Source organism: Reyranella massiliensis 521 (assembly GCF_000312425.1).
GTDB classification, from domain to species: domain Bacteria; phylum Pseudomonadota; class Alphaproteobacteria; order Reyranellales; family Reyranellaceae; genus Reyranella; species Reyranella massiliensis.
This window is the reverse complement of the sequence record NZ_HE997181.1, coordinates 4,039,909-4,058,018: the sequence shown is the minus strand read 5'-3', so window position 1 is coordinate 4,058,018 and position 18,110 is coordinate 4,039,909. Positions and strand designations below refer to the sequence as shown.

The 18,110-nt window shown below is 65.7% G+C and carries 15 protein-coding genes; 9 read left to right on the top strand and 6 right to left on the bottom strand.

The window, feature by feature from the left end; genetic code table 11:
- Nucleotides 1-22: 22 nt before the first annotated feature.
- Together BN60_RS19775 and BN60_RS19770 are read right to left on the bottom strand one after the other, a co-directional pair.
- Nucleotides 23-1,522, bottom strand: a complete 1,500-nt coding sequence (locus BN60_RS19775; protein ID WP_020697873.1) for a tripartite tricarboxylate transporter permease — start codon at nt 1,520-1,522, stop codon at nt 23-25.
- Nucleotides 1,523-1,525: 3 nt separating this feature from the next.
- Nucleotides 1,526-1,990, bottom strand: coding sequence for a tripartite tricarboxylate transporter TctB family protein (locus BN60_RS19770; protein ID WP_020697872.1), 465 nt, complete (start codon nt 1,988-1,990; stop codon nt 1,526-1,528).
- 97 nt (nt 1,991-2,087) lie between these two features.
- Here BN60_RS19770 and BN60_RS19765 point away from each other — a divergent pair, with 97 nt between their 5' ends.
- The gene (locus BN60_RS19765; protein WP_043284133.1) at nt 2,088-2,891 is read left to right on the top strand and encodes an SDR family NAD(P)-dependent oxidoreductase; all 804 of its coding nucleotides are present in this window, start codon (nt 2,088-2,090) and stop codon (nt 2,889-2,891) included.
- A gap of 6 nt (nt 2,892-2,897) precedes the next feature.
- Here the strand turns inward: BN60_RS19765 and BN60_RS19760 are convergent, their stop codons facing one another.
- Nucleotides 2,898-3,356 carry a flavodoxin family protein gene (locus BN60_RS19760; RefSeq protein ID WP_043284132.1) on the bottom strand — a complete coding sequence of 153 codons (459 nt, stop codon included), beginning with the start codon at nt 3,354-3,356 and terminating at the stop codon, nt 2,898-2,900.
- A 30-nt stretch (nt 3,357-3,386) separates the two neighbouring features.
- Here BN60_RS19760 and BN60_RS19755 point away from each other — a divergent pair, with 30 nt between their 5' ends.
- The gene (locus BN60_RS19755) at nt 3,387-6,755 is read left to right on the top strand and encodes a carboxyl transferase domain-containing protein (protein ID WP_020697869.1); all 3,369 of its coding nucleotides are present in this window, start codon (nt 3,387-3,389) and stop codon (nt 6,753-6,755) included.
- A gap of 39 nt (nt 6,756-6,794) precedes the next feature.
- On the opposite strand, the gene BN60_RS19750 is transcribed toward BN60_RS19755, so the two are convergent.
- Entirely contained in the window at nt 6,795-8,702 is a 1,908-nt protein-coding gene (locus BN60_RS19750; RefSeq protein ID WP_020697868.1) for an ABC transporter substrate-binding protein, read from the bottom strand.
- A gap of 196 nt (nt 8,703-8,898) precedes the next feature.
- On the opposite strand from BN60_RS19750, the gene BN60_RS19745 reads away from it, so the two are divergent.
- Nucleotides 8,899-9,993: an alpha-hydroxy acid oxidase gene (locus tag BN60_RS19745; protein ID WP_020697867.1), complete on the top strand. Its 1,095-nt coding sequence runs from the start codon at nt 8,899-8,901 to the stop codon at nt 9,991-9,993.
- Between the two features lie 54 nt (nt 9,994-10,047).
- Here BN60_RS19745 and BN60_RS19740 read toward each other — a convergent pair whose 3' ends face one another.
- Nucleotides 10,048-10,800 (bottom strand): SDR family oxidoreductase, encoded by a 753-nt coding sequence (locus BN60_RS19740; protein WP_020697866.1) that lies wholly within the window; start codon nt 10,798-10,800, stop codon nt 10,048-10,050.
- Between the two features lie 86 nt (nt 10,801-10,886).
- Here BN60_RS19740 and BN60_RS19735 point away from each other — a divergent pair, with 86 nt between their 5' ends.
- The 5 genes from BN60_RS19735 (at nt 10,887) to BN60_RS19715 (ending at nt 15,408) form a co-directional block, all read left to right on the top strand.
- Nucleotides 10,887-12,419: an alkaline phosphatase D family protein gene (locus BN60_RS19735; protein WP_020697865.1), complete on the top strand. Its 1,533-nt coding sequence runs from the start codon at nt 10,887-10,889 to the stop codon at nt 12,417-12,419.
- A 99-nt stretch (nt 12,420-12,518) separates the two neighbouring features.
- Nucleotides 12,519-12,707 carry a DUF4089 domain-containing protein gene (locus BN60_RS19730; protein ID WP_020697864.1) on the top strand — a complete coding sequence of 63 codons (189 nt, stop codon included), beginning with the start codon at nt 12,519-12,521 and terminating at the stop codon, nt 12,705-12,707.
- Nucleotides 12,704-14,086 (top strand): AtzE family amidohydrolase, encoded by a 1,383-nt coding sequence (locus tag BN60_RS19725; RefSeq protein ID WP_020697863.1) that lies wholly within the window; start codon nt 12,704-12,706, stop codon nt 14,084-14,086. Before BN60_RS19730 ends, BN60_RS19725 begins: the two co-directional genes overlap by 4 nt.
- 128 nt (nt 14,087-14,214) lie before the next feature.
- Entirely contained in the window at nt 14,215-15,192 is a 978-nt protein-coding gene (locus BN60_RS19720) for a hydroxyacid dehydrogenase (RefSeq protein WP_020697862.1), read from the top strand.
- A gap of 30 nt (nt 15,193-15,222) precedes the next feature.
- Nucleotides 15,223-15,408 carry a hypothetical protein gene (locus BN60_RS19715; RefSeq protein ID WP_020697861.1) on the top strand — a complete coding sequence of 62 codons (186 nt, stop codon included), beginning with the start codon at nt 15,223-15,225 and terminating at the stop codon, nt 15,406-15,408.
- Nucleotides 15,409-15,429: 21 nt separating this feature from the next.
- Here BN60_RS19715 and BN60_RS19710 read toward each other — a convergent pair whose 3' ends face one another.
- The gene (locus BN60_RS19710; RefSeq protein ID WP_020697860.1) at nt 15,430-16,461 is read right to left on the bottom strand and encodes a C-terminal binding protein; all 1,032 of its coding nucleotides are present in this window, start codon (nt 16,459-16,461) and stop codon (nt 15,430-15,432) included.
- A gap of 72 nt (nt 16,462-16,533) precedes the next feature.
- On the opposite strand from BN60_RS19710, the gene pehA reads away from it, so the two are divergent.
- Nucleotides 16,534-18,078, top strand: coding sequence for a phosphoric/sulfuric ester hydrolase PehA (pehA, locus tag BN60_RS19705; protein ID WP_020697859.1), 1,545 nt, complete (start codon nt 16,534-16,536; stop codon nt 18,076-18,078).
- Nucleotides 18,079-18,110 lie beyond the last annotated feature (32 nt).

The window sequence follows — 18,110 nt, the reverse complement described above, 5'->3', positions numbered from 1 at the left end:
CCCTTTGTCTGGATTAGCGGCTTTACTCGACATCGCTCTCCCTGAGAGGAGAGAGCGAACGGGGCTTGAAGATGAGAACGCCGATCACGATCACCGGCACCACCAGCATCGCCAACGCCAGTGGCCGGTCGAGGAAGATGGCGAAGCTGCCGCCGGAAATTTCCAGGGTCGTGCGCAGTGACTTCTCCATCATCGGGCCCAGGATCAGTGCCAGGATGGCCGGGGCGATGGGGAAGTCGAGCTTGCGCAGCAGATAGCCCAGGATGCCGAAGCCCAGCATCATCCAGACATCGAACAGGCTCTGCTTCAGCCCATAGGCGCCGATAATGCAGAAGATCAGGATGCCGGTGCACATGTAGCTGAAGGGCACCTTCAGCAGCTTGGCCCACAGTCCGACCAGCGGCAGATTGAGGATCAGCAGCAGGAGGTTGCCGACGAAGAAGCTCGCGATCACCGTCCAGACGAGTGCGGGCTGTTCGGTGAACAGGAACGGGCCCGGTGTGATGCCGTTGATGATGAAGGCGCCCATCAGTACGGCGATGGTGGGGGAGCTGGGAATGCCCAGCGCCAGCAACGGGACCATGGCGGCATTGGCATAGGCGTTGTTGGCCGTCTCGGCGGTCGCGACGCCTTCGATGGCGCCCTTGCCGAAGCGCTCCGGCGTCTTGGATATGCGCTTCTCCAGCACGTAGGCCATGAAGGTCGGCACGATGGCGCCGACGCCCGGAATCAGCCCCAGCACGAACCCGACGACGGTGCCGCGTCCGATTGCACCCGCGGACTGGCGGCATTCCTGACGAGTCGGCAGCCAGGTCTTGAGCTCGGCACTGATCATGTGGGTTTGACGTTTCTCGGCCGCGAGCAGCAACTCGGCGATGCCGAACAGGCCCATGACGACCGGCACGAAGCCGATGCCGTCGTAGAGTTCTTCCGCGCCGAACGTGAACCGGGGGGCGCCGCGCACCGGATCGATGCCGATCATCGCCAGCAGGAGGCCGATCACCGTCATCAGCAGCGCGGCCAGCATGTTGCTGCCGGCGAGGCCGACGACGAGGCAAAGGCCCGCCACCATCAGCGCGAAGAACTCGGCCGGTCCGAACTTCAGGGCAAGCGACGCGAGCGGCATGGCGACGGCAACCAGCGCCACGGTGGCAAGCGTGCCACCGACGAAGGAGCCGATGGCCGCGATCCCCAGCGCAGAGCCGGCCCGGCCTTGTCGCGCCATCTGATGGCCGTCGATACAGGTCACGACCGAGGCGGCTTCCCCCGGCACGTTGATCAGCACCGAAGTGATGGTGCCGCCATACATCGCGCCATAGTAAATCGCGCAGAGCATGATGATGGCGCCGGTGGCGTCGAGGCTGAAGGTGAGCGGAATCAGGATCGCCGTTCCCGCGGCCGGACCCAGGCCGGGCAGCACGCCGATCAAGGTGCCCAGCATGCAGCCGGCAAAGGCAAAGAGCAGATTGTTGAGGGAAAGCGCGGCGGCGAAGCCATGGAGCAGATGTGTCAGTGCCTCCATGGTCTAGAACTCCAGCCAGCCGGTGGGCAGCAGCACGTCGAGCCAGGTGGTGAAGACGTAGTAGACGCCGAAGCTCCCCAGCACGGCGAACAGCGCGATAGCCCACCAGCGGCGTTCTCCCAGTGCGATCACCAGCGCGGCGTTGAATACCAGCATCGAAATCCTGAAGCCCACGACGGCCATCGCGACGGTCGCGGCCGCCAGCAGCGCGACGATGGCGAGCCAACGCAGTGCCCCCGGACCGTGCGGCAGGATGTGGGTTTCACCCTCAGAGGGATCGCGGGGCTCGCGGGCCGTCGTGATCAGCAGCGCGACGGCAAGCACGATGCCGATCAGCGCCAGCCAGAACGGGAAGAAGCCCGGGCCGGGCCCGAGGCGATCCGTCAACGACAAGAGCAGAGATTGCCAGAGCGCGAACAGGCAGAATGCCAGCATCGCACCCGTCGCGATAAGCCGACCCTGGCGCATGCCGGTTGGCCCTCCCTGTTTTCATTCTTCGTTCTGACGTGCAGCATAGCTGCAAACAGGCTGGCGGCAAGTCGCTGTCCGGCGGGAGGAAGATTGGATGAACAGGCTTGATGGCAAGGTAGCGTTTCTGTCAGGAGCCGCACGCGGCATTGGCGGGGCGACAGCGACATTGATGGCAAGCGTCGGCGCCAAGGTCGTGATCGGCGATGTGCTGGAGGAGCGCGGCCGCCAGACCGTGCGCGAGATCGAAGCGGCCGGTGGGCAGGCGACCTTTGTGCCGCTCGATGTCACGCAGGAAGCGAGCTGGACGGCCGCGTTGGATACGACGGTGAAACAGTATGGTGGTCTCGACATTCTGGTGAACAATGCCGGCATCTTTGTCGGCAAGGGCGTCGAGGATGCCTCGATGGACGACTGGCATCGCCTGGTCGCCGTCAATTTGACGGGCGTGGTGCTGGGCACGCGCGTGGCGCTGCCGCATCTCAAGGCACGCGCCAAGGACAGCCCGCACGGTTCGGCGATCGTCAATCTCGCTTCGGTCGCGGGCCTTGTCGGCTCGCAGCTAGACCCGCTCTATTCGCTGACCAAGGGTGGCGTCACCCTGTTCACCAAGTCGACGGCGCTGGAGTTTGGCCGCAAGGGCTATCGCATCCGCGTCAACTCGATCCATCCCGGTGTCATCGATACCGACATGGGTCAGCAGACCTTCGCTATGCGTGCCCAGGCGCTCGGCACCAACGATACCGAGGCGACACGCAAGGTCTCGACCAGCATGCACCCGATTGGCCGTCTCGGCGTTGCCGACGACATCGCCAAGGGGATCGTCTTCCTCGCCTCGGACGATGCCGGCTTCATGACCGGCGCAGGACTCGTTGTCGACGGAGGCTACACGGCGCAGTAGCGACGATCAGAAAATCCCCGCAGCCAACCCGGCTGCCATGGCTGCACCGAGTTCCTCGCACTGCTCGACGAAGGCGGGTTGCCAGGGGCCCTTGCAGATCAGGGGCTCCTGCACAGCGCGCCAGCGCAGGCCCGTCACGATGGTCTCGACACCACGGCGCGTGCCGGTGCCGTCGCTGCCGGCGCGGATGTAGAGCGCGTAGGGGAGGCCCTGCGTGCGTTCCAGGCAGGGATTGTAGCTGCGGTCGAAGAAGTCTTTCAGCGCGCCGCTCATGTAGCCAAGGTTTTCCGTGGTGCCGAGGATCACGGCCTGCGCCGCCAGCACATCCTCCGGCCCGGCCTGTAGCGGCGCCACGACCCGGACGTCGAGGCCCGTTTCGCTCAGCGCGCCGCGTTCCACGGCCTGCCGTAGGGAAAGGGTGTTCTCCGACGGCGCGTGCGCCACAATGAGCAGCCTTTTCGACATGGAGGGGGTTTTACCCCGAGACGCACCGACATGCTCAAGAAACTCCTGATTGCCAATCGCGGCGAAATCGCCATCCGCATCGCCCAGGCCGCCGCCGAACTCGGCATCGCCACCGTTGGTGTCCATTCCGAGGACGACGCCACGTCCCTCCATGTGCGGCGCGTCGATGAGGTGCAGGTCCTGAAAGGACGAGGGGCGGCGGCTTATCTCGATATCGCCGGCGTCATCGCGGCCGCGAAGGCGGCAGGTTGCGATTCGGTGCATCCCGGTTACGGTTTCCTGTCGGAAAATGCGGCATTCGCGAAAGCCTGCGCCGAGGCGGGATTGGTCTTCGTCGGTCCAACGCCCGAGCAGCTCGACCTGTTCGGCGACAAGGCGCAAGCCCGTGCTTACGCGGTCAAGACATCCGTTCCCCTGTTGCCCGGCACGGACGGCGCCGCCAATCTCGCGGGCGTTCGCGCCTTCTTCGAGAGGCACGCGAAGTCCGGCGTGATGATCAAGGCTATCGCCGGCGGCGGCGGGCGTGGCATGCGGCCGGTACGCCAGGCGGCCGAGATTGCCGAGGCTTTCGAGCGCTGCGCGGCCGAAGCGAAGGCCGCCTTCGGCAATCCGGCGCTCTATGCCGAGCGGCTGATCGACCGCGCGCGCCACATCGAGGTCCAGATCGTGGGCGATGGCGAAGGCGGCATCGTGGCGCTGGGCGAACGCGACTGCACGGTGCAGCGTCGCAACCAGAAGATCGTCGAACTGGCGCCCAGCCCGCATCTCGGCGCCGCGTTACGCCTGCGGATCGTCGGCGCAGCCATCGCCATGGCGAAGGCCGTACACTATCGCAGCCTTGGCACGTTCGAATTCCTGGTCGACGATGCGGCGCAGGAATTCTTCTTCATCGAAGCCAACCCGCGCCTGCAGGTGGAACACACCGTCACCGAAGAGGTCTATGGCGTCGACCTGGTGAAGGGGCAGCTTCGTCTTGCTGCCGGGACGACGCTGGCAGAGACAGGCCTCGCGGCGGCGACGCCCCGGGGCCATGCAATCCAGCTTCGCATCAACATGGAGACCATGACGGCCGACGGCTCGGCCAAGCCGGGCGGAGGCACGCTCACCGCCTTCGAGCCGCCATCAGGGCCGGGCGTCCGTGTCGATACCTATGGCTATGCCGGCTACCGTACCAATCCCAACTTCGATTCGCTGCTGGCCAAGGTCATCGTTCATGCGCCGTCGCCCGACTTCGGGGATGCGCTGGCGCGGGCGGAACGGGCGCTGGCGGCGTTCCGGCTGGAGGGTGTGCCCTCCAACATTGCCTTCCTGCGGGCCTTGATCGACCATCCCGATTTCCGCACCGACAAGGTCTACGCGCGCTTCGTCGACGATCATGCCGCTGCGTTGATCGAAGCGGCCGCGAAACAGAAAGGCGGGCTCTATTTCGAGTCCGCAGCAACCAGTGTTGCTCCAGCGGGTCGTCAGGCCGGAGCGCGGGTCGACAGTGTCGATCCGCTGGCCGTGCTGGCGTTCGGCAAGGCCCGTGCCGACACGGCGACGCCAGGCGATGCGGGCAGCGACGCGCCGGAGGGGACGGTTGCCGTGCCGGCACCGATGCAGGGCACGATCGTCAGCATCGCGGTGAAGGAGGGCGACGCCGTGGCGGCCGGTCAGGCGCTGCTGATCATGGACGCCATGAAGATGCAGCACGAGATCAGGAGCCCCGCGCGAGGTTACGTCCGGCGCATCGCGGTCGAAGCGGGCGAGACGATCTACGAGGGCCATTCGCTGCTCTTCGTCGAGGAGGCCGACGTCGAGGTGAAGGGCGCTGCAGCCGAGGAGAAGATCGACCTCGACCATATCCGACCGGATCTCGGCGAATACTTCGAGCGCCGGGCCATGACGCTCGACGAGAAGCGCCCCGATGCCGTGGCGCGCCGGCGCAAGACCAACCAGCGCACCGCGCGGCAGAACCTCGACGATCTGGTCGACCCCAACAGCTTCGTCGAATACGGCGCCTTTGCCATCGCCAGCCAGCGCTCGCGGCGCACGATCGAGGATCTGATCGAGAAGACGCCGGCGGACGGGCTGATCACAGGCATCGGCCGGGTCAACGGCTCGCTGTTCGGGCCGGAGCGCAGCCGGGTCGCCGTGGCGCACTACGATTACACGGTGCTGGCCGGCACGCAGGGCAAGAACAACCACCACAAGAAGGACCGGCTGTTCGAGATCGTCGAAAAGCAGCGCATCCCTCTGGTCTTTTTCACCGAGGGCGGCGGCGGGCGGCCGGGCGACATCGACGTGCAATCGGTTGCAGGCCTCAACACCATGGCCTTCCACATCTTCGGACGACTGAGCGGCGCCGTGCCACTGGTCGGCATCAATTCCGGCCGCTGCTTCGCTGGCAACGCGGCGATCCTGGGCTGTTGCGACGTGGTGATCGCCACCAAGAACTCCTCGATCGGCATGGGCGGGCCGGCGATGATCGAAGGCGGCAATCTCGGCGTCTTTTCCCCCGAGGAAGTGGGGCCGATGTCGGTCCAGGTGCCCAACGGCGTGGTCGATATCGCCGTCGAGGACGAGGCGGAGGCCGTGGCCGTCGCCAAGCAGTATCTTTCCTACTTCCAGGGCGCGCTGCCGGAGTGGCGTGCGGCCGACCAGCGGCTGCTGCGTCGCGCCATCCCCGAGAACCGCCTGCGCGTCTACGACGTGCGCGACGTCATCTCGACGCTCTGCGACGAAGGTTCCGTGCTGGAGCTGCGTCGTGCCTTCGGGCCGGGCATGGTGACGGCCTTTGCCCGCATTGAGGGCAAGCCGCTCGGTATCGTCGCCAACAATCCGGTGCATCTCGCGGGCGCGATCGACAGCGACGGCTCGGACAAGGCGGCGCGTTTCCTGCAGCTCTGCGATGCCTTCGACATCCCGATCCTGTTCCTCTGCGACACGCCCGGCATGATGGTGGGGCCCGAGATCGAGAAGACCGCGCTGGTACGCCATTGCTCGCGTCTGTTCGTGACCGGCGCCAACCTCACCGTGCCCTTCGGCACCATCGTGCTGCGCAAGGCCTATGGGCTGGGTGCCCAGGCGATGGCCGGCGGCTCGTTCCATGCGCCGGCCTTCGCGCTCTCCTGGCCGACCGGCGAGTTCGGCGGCATGGGCCTCGAGGGCGCGGTGAAGCTCGGCTATCGCAAGGAACTCGAGGCGGTGACCGATCCGGGCGAACGCCGCGCCTTGTTCGACGAGATGGTTGCGGCGGCCTATGCCCGCGGCAAGGCGCTGAGCACGGCGACCTATTTCGAGATCGATGAGGTGATCGACCCCGCCGATTCGCGTCGTTGGATTTCAACTGCGCTTCTGTCGGCCGAGCGCCGGCCCGCCTCCACCCATAAGAAGCGGCCGAACATCGATACTTGGTAAGGTCGATGGGCGCGCGGAGAGACGCGCGCCCACGAATCCTTACTGCGCGATCCAGAACGTGTCGGGCTGGTAGAGGCCGATATATCCGCCCGGATCCCAGGCGTAGTAGCCTTCCTTTGGCACGTTGCGAACTTTCGGGCCGACAACGATGGGCTGGCGGATGCCGTTCACCGTGCCGATCGAGAAGACTTGGTCGGCATTGGTCTCCAGGATCTTTTCCCAGGCCTTGCGACGATCGGCCGGCGTCGCGCCGGTCTCCCATTCCTTCACGTAGTCGAGCAGTTTGCAGGCCGATTCCATGTCGCACTTCTCGCCCTGCCGGCCCTTCGATTCCACGAACATGCCCCAGCGCGACCATTGCAGGCCGCCCAGCATGGTCGGCGCGAACTCCTTGGGGCTGGTGTTGACCGTCGGCACCGCGGTCACGGCGCCGGCGAAGGCCGTCATCACGGCTTCGCCCGAGAAGGTCCGGAGCCGGAAGTTCTCGCGGGTCTGCGGCTTGGTCAGCATCTTGATGCCGATCTTCTTCCAGTTGTCGGCAATCAGGGCCAGCGCGTCGGCATCCTCGGTTTCTTCGCTGGCATGCTCGACGACGATGGTCGCCGGCCTGCCGTCGGGCAGCAGGCGGATGCCCTGGCTGTCCTTCTTGGTAAGGCCGATTTCGTCCAGGAGCTTGTTGGCGAGCTTGGGGTCGTAGTTCGCCCACTTGGTCGCGTACTCCGGCTTGAACAGCTCGGAGCGCGGCATGATCGTGTTGTTGGAGGGTTTGGCGAGGCCGATATAGACGACCTGGTTCAGCTCGTCGCGATCGATGGCGAGCGACAGGGCCCGGCGGAAGCGCACGTCGCGCATCAGCTTGCGCCACTCCTCGTCGTTGGCCGTCAGGTTGGGGTAGAGCGCGATCTGCGAACCGGAGCCCGACTCCCAGAGACGCACGTTCACGCCCGAAGTCTGCGCGCTCTTCTGCAGGAATGTGTAGTCGCGCATGTTGAGGTAACGCGGCTGCAGGTCGGCCTCGCCGAGGCCCGCTTTGGCCGGCACGAGGTTGGTCGCGGCGACCGTGAAGATCACACGGTCGATATAGGGAAGCTGCTGCCCCTTGGCGTCGATGCGGTGATAGTAGGGATTGCGCATATAGACGAAGCGCTGCGCCGGCGACGCCGTGGTGTTGACCCACGGGTTGAGCGTCGGCAGGTCGATGTTGTCGTTGGCGTACATCACGTCGAGGCGCTTGTAGACCTGCACCCAGTTCTGCTGGCCGCCTTTGGCAGCCTTCAGGATCTCCGCCTCGGGCGTGTACTTGGTGTGGAACTTCTTGAGGTAATGCGCGGGCCGGAACAGGAAGAGCGGCGCAGCACGCGCCTGGCTTTCGATGAAGTAGGGATTGGGCTTCTCCCAAGTGTACTTGATCGTCAGCGGATCGATGATCTCGACCTTGGGCGGCTTGCCGTCGACCAGCAGCTCGACGGAGGGGCCGGAACTCGAGAGCTCCTTGTTGTTGGCGACATCTTCCCAGAAGAAGCGGAAGTCTTCGGTGGTGAAGGGTTCGCCATCCGACCACTTGTGGCCGGCGCGCAGCTTGAAGGTGAACTCTCGGCCATCCTTCTCCTCGTAGCTTTCGAGGATGTCGGGCCTCAGCTTGAACTTGGGATCGTGAATGATGAGGCGCGTGTAGCTGTAGATCGTCATCAGCCGGGTATCGCGCGCGCTGGCCACCAGCATGTTGAGCTGGCCGCCCTGCTGGCCCGGCCCGTCCCCGCCGGCGAATTGCGTGACCACCCAGGGCTGCTGGGGGATGCGCTTGTCGATCGGGGGGAGAGCACCCGACTTCACCTGGTCGGCAAGCATCGGGGTTTCCTTGAGCGCGGGCAGCGGATCGGCAGCCAAAGCGGGACCTGCCATCCAGCCGAACAGGAGTGCCGTCGTCAGTGCGCGTCTTTTCATCATCAGCCTCACCTTTTGCCCATTTGTACGCGGGCTCTTCTTGTGGGTTCCGCCGGGCGGATGCCTTATGACGATCAAATCGCCTGGAACCGCTATCGTCAATGCCAGCGGCCTTTATTGACCGCTGTGCGTGACGTTTCGTTGACGCACCGCGCCGGACGCGCAAGAAAACGCCAATCGGCTTTGGATCGGGGGAAAGATGGCGAGCGGCCTTGAGAGTGAATTCGTGACGCTGCACGAGATTGTCAAAGCAGCCAAAATCCGCCTCAACCCCAATATCTGGGACTATCTGATCGGCGGGACCGAGACCGAAACCACGCTGCGGCGCAACCGGATGGCGCTGGACTCCATTGCCTTCAAGCCGCGCGTGTTGCGCGACGTTTCGACAATCGATCCTTCTTCGGAAATCTTCGGTCGCAAGATCCGACTGCCGGTCATGCTGGCGCCGGTCGGATCGCTGGAATCCTTCGAGCCTGGTGGTGGCATTACGGTGGCCAGGGGCGCCGGTGCCGGCAATGTCCCGATGCTGATCAGCTCGGTGACGACGCTCAAGCTCGAGGACATCGTGAAGGGCGGCGCAGCACCCAAGATCTACCAGCTGTACGTGCGCGGTGACGATGCCTGGGTCGCAGACTGTGTGAAGCGGGCGATGGATGCAGGATACGATGCCTTCTGCATCACCGTCGACACACAAGTCTACAGCCGCCGGGAGCGCGACATCGCCAAGCGCTTCGTGAAATCCTGGCGTACTGCGGCCACGGGTCAGGACTATCAGGCGTCCTTCTCGTGGAAGAACTTCACGGCAGTCCGCGAGAAGTTTCCCGACGTGAAGTTCATGCTGAAGGGCATCGGCACGGGCGAGGATGCCGAGCTTGCCTGCCAGCAAGGCGTCTGGTCGGTCTATTGCTCGAACCATGGTGGTCGCCAGCTCGACCATGGTCGCGGTTCGGCCGAGGTGCTGCCGGAGATCGTCGAGGCCGTTGCCGGCCGCGCCAAGATCGCCGTCGACGGTTCCTTCAGCCGCGGCAGCGACATCGTGAAGGCGATCTGCATGGGCGCCGACTGGGTCGGGCTCGGCCGTCTCTATTGCTACGGCCTCGCCGCTGCGGGCGCTGCCGGCATCGAGCGCGTGATCGAGCTGCTCGAAGAGGAGATGAAGGAGGCGATGGGCCTGCTGGGCGTCACCTCACTGTCGCAACTCGACAAGAGCTACATCAGCCGCAGCATGCCGACCAACATGCCCGGCGTGCACAGCGCCTTCCCGCTGCTGAACCTTCGCGACGAAGGCTACTGATCCCGGCCGGCGGATCGTCTCGTCCGCCAGGCGAGGAGACGGGAGAGGAGAGGCTCAGCCTCGCCCGATGAACGGCATCTTGGTCGCCATCACGGTCATGAACTGTACGTTGGCGTCGAGCGGCAGGCTGTCCATGTAGACGATGGCCTGGGCAACCGCATCGACGTCCATGCGCGGCTCGGCGATGGTCGTCCCATTGGGCTGCAGCACGCCCTTGGTCATGCGCTCGGTCATCGGCGTCACGGCATTGCCGATGTCGATTTGGCCGCAGGCGATATCGTAGGCACGGCCGTCGAGCGAGGTCGACTTGGTGAGGCCGGTGATGGCGTGCTTGGTCGAGGTGTAGGCCACCGAGAAGGGCCGCGGCGCATGCGCGGAGATCGAGCCGTTGTTGATGATGCGGCCGCCCCGCGGCTTCTGGTCCTTCATGATCTTCATCGCTTCCTGCGTGCACAGGAAGGGCCCCGTCAGGTTGGCAGCCACGACGCTCAGCCAGGTTTCGTAGGGCAGCTCCTCGAGCGGAACGGGCGGTGCGCCGCCGCCGGCATTGTTGAACACCAGGTCGAGCCGGCCCCAGGTCGCCTTGACCTTGGCGAACAGCGCCACGATATCGTCGCGCTTGGCGACGTCGGTCGGGACCGCGAGTGCATTGGATGCGTTGTCGCCGGCCATCTTGGCCGTTTCGTCCAGCGCATCCTTGCGCCGGCCGGCAAGCGCCACCTTGTAGCCGTTCTTCAGCAGGGCGAGCGCCGAGGCGCGGCCGATGCCGCTGCCTGCGCCGGTGACGATTGCAATCTTCCCGCTCATGGATTCGTTCCTCCTCGAAGGAGCGGACCCTAGCAGACCGGCGCACCACGGTTGAAGGGCGGCGTTTGCCGTCGCAGTGTTGTGCCATGCATCGCCGCTCCTTCGTCGCGGGCTTGGGCGCAACAGGACTGGGCGGCCTTTGGCTGCCGGCTACTGCACGCGCCGAGCCCCCGCTGGCCGCCGACCCGTTTGCCTTGGGCGTTGCCTCCGGGCGGCCGATGCCGGACTCCGTCGTCTTGTGGACGCGACTGATCGCGGCGGGCGAGCCCGGCGAGCGGCTCGTCTCGTCGATTCCAGTCGACTGGACGATCGCCGAGGACGAGGCGATGCGGCGCGTCGTCGGACACGGGCACGCTACCGCCGAGGCGCGCTGGGCTCATTCGGTTCATGTCGAGGTTGGCGGGCTCAGACCCAATCGGTCTTACTGGTATCGTTTCACCGCACGCGGCAAGGCCAGTCCTGTTGGCCGTACACGCACTGCGCCCGACGGTAGCGAGCGCCTGTCCGATCTCCGTTTCGCTTTCGCCTCCTGCCAGCAATACGAACAAGGCTACTACTCGGCGTTTCGCCATATGGCCGCGGAGGAGGCGGCTTTCGTCCTGCACCTGGGCGACTACATCTACGAGAAGTCGTGGGGCCGCGACCTGGTTCGTCGACACGAGGGCGGGCGCACGACGACGCTCGACGAGTATCGCGACCGCTATGCCCAGTACAAATCCGACCGCGACCTGCAGGCCGCGCACGCGGCCTTTCCGTGGATCGTCACCTGGGACGATCACGAGGTCGACGACGACTATACCGACGATATCTCTCCTCAGGAGCCCGACCGCGGGCGTTTCGTGGCGCAGCGTGCGGCCGCCTATCAGGCGTTCTGGGAGCATATGCCGTTGCCGCTGTCGTTCCGGCCGCAGGGACCGTCCCTGCGGCTCTACGACCGCTATCGTTTCGGCGACCTCGCGGAATTCCATGTGCTCGACGAGCGGCAATATCGCTCGCACCATGCCTGCCGCGCCGCGCTGCCGCGCAACAAGGTGATGCGCGCGTGTGCCGAACGTCTCGATCCGGCGCGCACCATGCTGGGGACTGCACAAGAAGCATGGCTCGCCGACGGCCTGGCCCGCGCCTCGACGACGTGGAACGTGATCGCCCAGCAGACCTTGATGGCCCAGGTCGATCGCGGCGACGGGGAACATCGTGACTTCTGGCATGATGGTTGGGACGGCTATGCGCCGGCCCGGCAACGGCTGCTCGATGCGGTCGCCGCGTCGCCCGTTCGCGATACGCTGGTGGCCAGTGGCGACGTTCATTCCTTCTGGGCCGCCGATCTCAAGCGCGACGTCGATGACGCGACGGCGCCCGCGGTCGCAACGGAGTTCGTCGGCGGCTCGATCACGTCCCAGGGGCCGGCGCCCGCGCGCGTGAAGGCGTTGTTGGCCAGGAATCCCGACCTTCGCTACGGGCTCGGTGGACGTCACGGCTACGCCCAGGTGGTGCTGGCGCCCAAAGCGGCTACCGTGGCGTTCCGCGTCGTCGATACGGTGAAAGAGCCGACGGCCGGCATTGCGACGATCCAGCGCTTCGCTGTCGAAGCCGGTCGCCCGGGTGTGGGGGCGCCTTAGCCAATATTGAGAGCACGCCGATCCCGTCGCCGGGGTGCCCCACTTGCGCATCCCGGTACCGGCGCGGCAGGCTGAATGTCGTTTGCGCGAGGAGGGGACGTGGCCAAGGACAAGCCTGATATTGCGCGCCTGGTCGACGAGGCCGCAAAAGCAATCGGCCTGCCGATCGCGCCGGAGTACCGTCCGAACGTGATCCTGAATGTCGAGCGTGCGCTGGCGATTGCCCAGCCACTGCTTGAAGTCGAGCTCGACGACGAGCTGACGCCGGCGCCGGTGTACCGGCCATGAGCGATCCCCTGTCGAAGGCCGCGACCGCGGGCGAGATCGCGCACGCCGTCGCGACCCACAAGGTCAAGGCTGCCGCCGTGGTCGACGCGGCGCTGAAGCGCATCGAAGCGGCCGAGCCCACGGTCAACGCCTTCACCGACATCCTGGCCGAGCGGGCACGGAAGCGTGCCGCGGAGATCGATGCCAGCAAGCACCCCGGGCCGTTGGCCGGCGTGCCCTTTGCCGTGAAGAACCTGTTCGACATCGAGGGTCTGCCGACCCGCGCGGGTTCCAAGATCAACAACGACGGGCCGAAGGCGGCCCGCGACGGCGCGCTGATCCGAAGGCTGGAGGCAGCCGGGGCGATCCTGGTCGGCGGCCTCAACATGGGCGAATACGCCTACGACTTCACCGGCGAGAACGCCCATTACGGCCCCTCGCGCAATCCGCACGATCCGTCGCGCATGACCGGCGGATCGTCGGGAGGGTCGGGAGCGGCCGTCGCGGCGGGCGAGGTGCCGTTGGCGCTGGGCTCGGATACCAACGGCTCGATCCGCGTGCCGTCGTCGCTCTGTGGTCTGTTCGGCCTGAAACCGACCTACGGGCGGCTGAGCCGGGTGGGGTCGTTCCCCTTCGTCGATTCCCTCGATCATCTGGGGCCGATCGCGCGGTCAAGCGAAGACCTGGCACTGTCGTTCGATGCCATGCAGGGGCCAGATCCCGACGACCCGGTCTGCACCCACATGCCACCCGATCCAACGCTGCCGCATCTCGCCGAAGGCATAGAAGGGCTGCGCATCGCCATCGCCGGCGACTACTTCGCGAAAGGCGGCGAACCCGAGGCCTTCGAGGCCGTGGCGGCCGTGGCCAGGGCGCTCGATGCCAGTAACACGGTCGTACTGCCGCAGGCTGCGGCGGCGCGGGCAGCGGCCTATGTGATCACCGCGATAGAGGGCGCACAGCTCCACCTTCCGCGGTTGAAGACCCGGCCGCAGGATTTCGACCCCGATACGCGCGAGCGCTTCATGGCCGGCGCGCTGCTGCCGGGCTCTTGGTACGTGAAGGCGCAACGCTTTCGCCGGCACTATCGAGCCAATGTGCTGAAGCTCTTCAACGAGGTCGACGTCGTGCTGGCGCCGGCGACGCCCTGCACCGCGCCCAGGCTTGGCCAGGTCATGATGAAGCTGGGCGGCGTCGAACTGCCGGTGCGCGCCAATCTCGGCGTTTTCACACAGCCGATCTCCTTCATCGGCCTGCCGGTCGTGGTGGTGCCCCTGCAGCGGCGGCGCGGCTTGCCGATCGGCGTTCAGCTCATTGTTCGCCCCTATAACGAGAAGGCCGCCTTGCGTGTCGCGGCCTTCCTGGAGAAGCAGGGCGTGGCCAGCGCGCCGCCGGCCTGAGGGCGCGCCGCTGTGTGGTCGGCCGATAGGCAACCCCACTTGGATGCGCACGGCCGACGGCTGGCGTATCGTGGCCGCGCACTTCTCGCATCTCGGCGAGACGATTCCGATGAAGGGCTAGGGACGATTTGAAGCTTCTCCTCACTCATGTGCCTCAGGCCCGACGGCAATATTACGGCGCGCGGGCGCTCAAGCGGCTTCAGGAACTGGTCGACGTCGTATTGCACGAAGGCGATGCGCCGCTCGATTCCGCGGGCGTGATCGCCATGGCGCGCGGCACCGACTTCATCATTGCCGACCGCTCGACGCCGATACCGGCCGAAGTCTTTGCCGGCCTGCCGCGCCTCAAGGTCGTGATGCGGAGCGCCATCGACATTCGGAACATCGACGTGGCTGCGGCGTCGGCGGCGGGCGTGCTGGTCACCCATGCCGAAGCGGGCTTCGTGAAATCCGTGGTCGAACTGACCCTGGGGTTCCTGGTCGATCTTTCACGCGGCATCTCGCGTGCGGCGGCAGACTATCACGCGGGCCATATGCCGGAGATCAAGGTGGGCCGGCAGCTGAGCGGTGCCACCGCCGGCATCATCGGCTATGGCCGGATCGCGCGCGATCTCGCGCCGCTGCTGGCTCAGATGGGCATGACGGTGCTGATCGCCGATCCCTATGCCCAGGTCGATGATCGGCGTTTCCAGAAGCTGCCTCAGGATGAACTGCTGGTGCGTGCCGACTACGTGATCTGTCTCGCCATCGCCAATGAGGAGACCGAGAACCTGCTCGATGCGGCGGCATTCGCGCGCATGAAGCCGGATGCCTTCTTCATCAACATGTCGCGCGGCAACTTGGTGGACGAAGCGGCGCTAGCGCAAGCGCTGGAGGAGGGCCGGATCGCCGGTGCCGCCATGGATGTCGGTCGCGCACCGGACCAGATGCCGTCACCGGCGCTGGCGCGCCTGCCCAATGTCATCGCCACGCCGCATATCGGTGGCCTGACGCCACCCGCCAGCGAAAGCCAAGCGATGGATACAGTCCGGCAGGTCGAGTCGCTGGTGAAAGGCGAGGTGCCGCCGGGGGCGGTCAATCTTGCAAGCTGGTCACGCCGGGGTTGAAATGCCCACCTTCAGCGCCATGTGCCCTCTATGCGTACGCCAAAGGACCTGATCGCCGTTCATGTGCCTGCCGAGGATCTGGGCGAGTACAATCTCACCCAGAGCGGCTGGTATGCGATGGACGACGGCGACCATGTCATCCTCGGGCCCTTCGACAGCCTCGCCCAGTGCGACCGCGCAATCCGCGATCGCCTCCAGGCCACGAAAGACCTCTAGCCGTCTCTCGGCCAGCCGGCCTCAGTTTCCGGGCCCGCGCTCCATCGAGAAGGGCTGCCAGCGCTGCAGGCTGGACTTCTCCAGCACCATGGGATTGACGCAGGCACGCGGCCACTTGCCGCCCAGCACCAGCGACAGTTCCGCACCGACGCGGCGCTTGCGGGCGAGGTCGAAACGGTTGGAGGCGGAGGCGACGTGCGCCGTCAGGATCACGTTGTCCATGCCCAGGAGAGGATTGTTGTGGCCGACCGGCTCGGTCTCGAGCACGTCGAGGCCCGCACCCGCGATCCAGCCTTCCTGCAGCGCCTTGATCATGGCGGCCTCGTCGACGGTCGAGCCGCGGCCGGTGTTCACGAACAGCGCCGTCTTCTTCATCAGGCGGAAGTTCCGCTCCTTCATCATGTGATGCGCGTCCTTGGTGCCGGGCGCGTGCATGCTGACGATGTCGGAGCGTTGCAGCAGCTCGTCGTAGCCGACCGGCTGCACGCCGTAGTCGGACATGACCAGCTCTTCGATATAGGGATCGTAGGCCAGCATCTGGAAGCCGAACGGCGCCGCGCGCTTGGCGACCGCGCGCGCGACATGGCCGAAGGAGATGAAGCCTAGAGTCATGCCCATGAGGCGCGGGAACTCGTAGAGTGCCGGTCGCGCCTTGGCCCATTCGCCCTTGCGCACCATCTGGTCCTGCACGACCAGCCGCCGCCAGCTCGCCAGGATCAGGGTCATGGCATGGTCGGCCACTTCCTCGATGAAGGTGTCGGGCACGTTGGTGACCGGGATGCCGAGCCTGGTCGCGACATCGACATCGACCGAATCGACGCCGACGCTGCCCAGCGAGACGACTTTCAGCTTCTTGCCCGCCTCGATCACCTTGGCCGTGATGCGCGGGCGGCCCTTGCCGTAGATCGCGTCGGCGTCGACCACCGCCTTGGCAAGGTCGTCCTCGCTGCCCGAAACCTCGACGATTTCCGCGCCGATCCCGGCCAGGGTTTCCATTTCCAGGGAATGGTCCGAATTACCCGGGCCGGTCGTCACGATCTTGAAACGCGCCACGTGTTGTCTCCTCCGTCGATTTGACGGCACTCTAGCGCAATCACGCGCCCTTCCAACCTCGGTGATCTCGAAATGCCTGCGCCCAAGAACGTTCTGCTTATCGTCGTCGACCAGTGGCGCGGCTTGATGCTGCCCAAGCTGGGGGCGGACTATCTCAAGCTGCCCAATATCGACCGCCTGTGCGCCGAAGGCGTCACGTTCCGCAACCATTTCACGCAGTCCGTACCTTGCGGTCCGGCACGGGCCAGCCTGCTGACCGGCCAGTATGTGATGAATCATCGCGCGGTGCAGAACACCATTCCGCTGTCGCTGCGCTTCACGAATCTCGCCCACGAACTGCGGCGCGGCGGCTACGATCCGGCGCTGGTCGGCTACACCACCACCACCCCCGATCCACATCATACCGCGCCCAGCGATCCGCGTTTCTTCGTGCTGGGCGACATCATGGACGGTTTCCATTCCGTCGGCGCCTTCGAGAATCGCGACGCCTATTTCGGCTGGGTGGCAGGGCAGGGCTTCGAGCTGCCGAAGAACCGCGACGATGTCTGGCTGCCGCAAGGTGCCGCTGGGGATGAGAGGGGAGCCGGCGCCACCGACCGGCCGGCGGTGATCCCCAAGGAGCTGTCGGACACGGCCTGGTTCACCGAGCGCGGGCTGTCCTATCTGCGCGGCCGCGCTGGCAAGCCGTGGTTCCTGCATCTCGGCTACTACCGGCCGCATCCGCCGTTCATCGCGCCGGCGCCCTACAATGCGATGTACCGGCCGGAAGACATGCCGAAGGTCGTGCGCGCCGTGTCGCCCGCCGAGGAGGCGAAGCAGAACGCGCTGCTCGCCTACTATGTGAACAACATCAACCAGTCGAGCTTCTTCCAGGACGGCAAAGCGAAAGCCTCGGCGATGAGCGAGGCAGAGGTGGCGCAGATGCGCGCCACCTATTGCGGACTGATGAGCGAGATCGACGATCACCTCGGCCGTGTCTTCGACTATCTGAAGGAAACCGGGCAGTGGGACGATACGCTGATCATCTTCACCTGCGATCACGGCGAGCAGCTCGGCGACCATCACCTTCTGGGCAAGATCGGCTATTTCGACGAGTCCTACCGAATCCCGATGGTCATTCGCGATCCGCGTGCGGCCGCGAACGGTGCGCGCGGCAGCATCGTCGAGCGCTTCACCGAAACCATCGACACCATGCCGACCATCCTCGAATGGCTAGGCCTGCCGGTACCGCGCCAGTGCGACGGCCACTCGCTGCTGCCGTTCTGCGAAGGGGTGACGCCGGCCGACTGGCGAACCGAGGTCCATTACGAGTTCGACTTCCGCGACCTGTATTACTCTCAGCCCGAGACGGCGCTCGGCCTGTCGATGGACAAGTGTGCGCTGGCGGTCGTGCAGGACGAGACCTTCAAGTACGTCCACTTTGCGGCTCTGCCGCCGCTCCTGTTCGACCTGAAGAAGGATCCCGGCCAGTTCGTGAATTGCGCCGCCGATCCCGCCTACGCCGCCATCGTCGCGGAGTATGCGCGCAAGATGCTGGACTGGCGGCTGGGCTACGCCGAGCGCACCTTGACCGGCTATCGTGCCACGCCCAAGGGCTTGGAGGTCCGCGCGGCCTAGGCGGCTCGCAGGGCGGGCTGTAGACTGGGTGG

What these genes read in the sequence shown, in the direction of transcription:
- BN60_RS19775 (WP_020697873.1), bottom strand. Translation starts at nt 1,522, where the DNA reads ATGGAGGCACTGACACATCTGCTCCATGGCTTCGCCGCCGCGCTTTCC.
- BN60_RS19770 (WP_020697872.1), bottom strand. Translation starts at nt 1,990, where the DNA reads ATGCGCCAGGGTCGGCTTATCGCGACGGGTGCGATGCTGGCATTCTGC.
- BN60_RS19765 (WP_043284133.1), top strand. Translation starts at nt 2,088, where the DNA reads ATGAACAGGCTTGATGGCAAGGTAGCGTTTCTGTCAGGAGCCGCACGC.
- BN60_RS19760 (WP_043284132.1), bottom strand. Translation starts at nt 3,356, where the DNA reads ATGTCGAAAAGGCTGCTCATTGTGGCGCACGCGCCGTCGGAGAACACC.
- BN60_RS19755 (WP_020697869.1), top strand. Translation starts at nt 3,387, where the DNA reads ATGCTCAAGAAACTCCTGATTGCCAATCGCGGCGAAATCGCCATCCGC.
- BN60_RS19750 (WP_020697868.1), bottom strand. Translation starts at nt 8,702, where the DNA reads ATGATGAAAAGACGCGCACTGACGACGGCACTCCTGTTCGGCTGGATG.
- BN60_RS19745 (WP_020697867.1), top strand. Translation starts at nt 8,899, where the DNA reads ATGGCGAGCGGCCTTGAGAGTGAATTCGTGACGCTGCACGAGATTGTC.
- BN60_RS19740 (WP_020697866.1), bottom strand. Translation starts at nt 10,800, where the DNA reads ATGAGCGGGAAGATTGCAATCGTCACCGGCGCAGGCAGCGGCATCGGC.
- BN60_RS19735 (WP_020697865.1), top strand. Translation starts at nt 10,887, where the DNA reads ATGCATCGCCGCTCCTTCGTCGCGGGCTTGGGCGCAACAGGACTGGGC.
- BN60_RS19725 (WP_020697863.1), top strand. Translation starts at nt 12,704, where the DNA reads ATGAGCGATCCCCTGTCGAAGGCCGCGACCGCGGGCGAGATCGCGCAC.
- BN60_RS19715 (WP_020697861.1), top strand. Translation starts at nt 15,223, where the DNA reads ATGCGTACGCCAAAGGACCTGATCGCCGTTCATGTGCCTGCCGAGGAT.
- pehA (WP_020697859.1), top strand. Translation starts at nt 16,534, where the DNA reads ATGCCTGCGCCCAAGAACGTTCTGCTTATCGTCGTCGACCAGTGGCGC.